The sequence below is a fragment of the Lacticaseibacillus zeae DSM 20178 = KCTC 3804 genome, assembly GCF_000260435.1.
Taxonomy (GTDB): Bacteria; Bacillota; Bacilli; order Lactobacillales; family Lactobacillaceae; genus Lacticaseibacillus; species Lacticaseibacillus zeae.
In genome coordinates this window covers 1-936 of sequence record NZ_BACQ01000068.1, presented here as the reverse complement: position 1 = coordinate 936, position 936 = coordinate 1, and the positions used below count along the sequence as shown (strand labels likewise).

Genomic DNA, 936 nt, shown 5'->3' with positions numbered 1-936 from the left:
GCTCCATTGGGAAGGTCCCGCCAGAGCCGCCCAGTTGTAACATTAACCCGACCATCGCAAGAAATCGGCCAGGATTATCAAATGCCATTGAAAGGAACATAATGAGATACATCGAGGTTAGCGAGAAAAGAATCGCAGTGAGATAAAATTGCCCGACATGATCGACGTTCAGACCGACTGCCATCATCAGTGTTGCTTCAACAATGGCGGTTGCAACGGCGACAACTGCGCCAATGGTGATTTTGCTGAAGAACCACTGGGTCGCAGTGCCATCGGCTTTAGAAACTTTACGGATTGGATAAGCAAAGTTAAAGACCAAGGCACCGACGTAGAGGGCAAGACTCAAGACGTATGGTGCAAGGGCATGTCCATAATTAGGAACATATGAATAATGTTTATGCGACATCTTGGTTGGTGCGGCAAACATTTTCTTGGTATTACTGGTGACGGTGATGCCGTTGACTTTTTTGGCACTGCTAGAGAGCGTTTTGGCAAACTTTTTATCGCCATTTTTAAGCTGAGTGGAACCGGATTTAAGGGTGCCACTCTGGGCGGTGATTTGGCTAGTGCCATCCGCGAGTTGGTTGACACCGGATACAAGCGTTGGAACATTGGCATTCAATTGACCAACGCCATTGGCAACCTGACCGGCACCATTGGCCAGCTGGCTGACTCCGTTCGTGAGGGTCGGTACTTGACCGTTCAGGGTACTTAAGCCACCAGAGACTTGACTGGAGCCGGAATAGAGTTGACTGACCCCGTTTGTGAGCGTCGGGATTTGACCGTTCAAGCTGGTTAGCCCGCCAGAAACCTGGCTAGAACCGGAGTAGAGTTGGCTGACGCCATTGGTGAGCGTTGGGATTTGACCGTTTAAGGTATTTAAGCCGCCAGAAACCTGTCCAGAGCCGGAATAGAGTTGGCTGACGCCATTGGTGA

The 936-nt window shown here is 50.1% G+C and carries 1 protein-coding gene; it reads right to left on the bottom strand.

Annotation, left to right across the window (positions count from 1 at the left end; all coding sequences use genetic code 11):
- Positions 1-936 (bottom strand): YhgE/Pip family protein (locus GSO_RS13825; protein WP_010493248.1); only part of this gene is annotated, 936 nt, incomplete at both ends.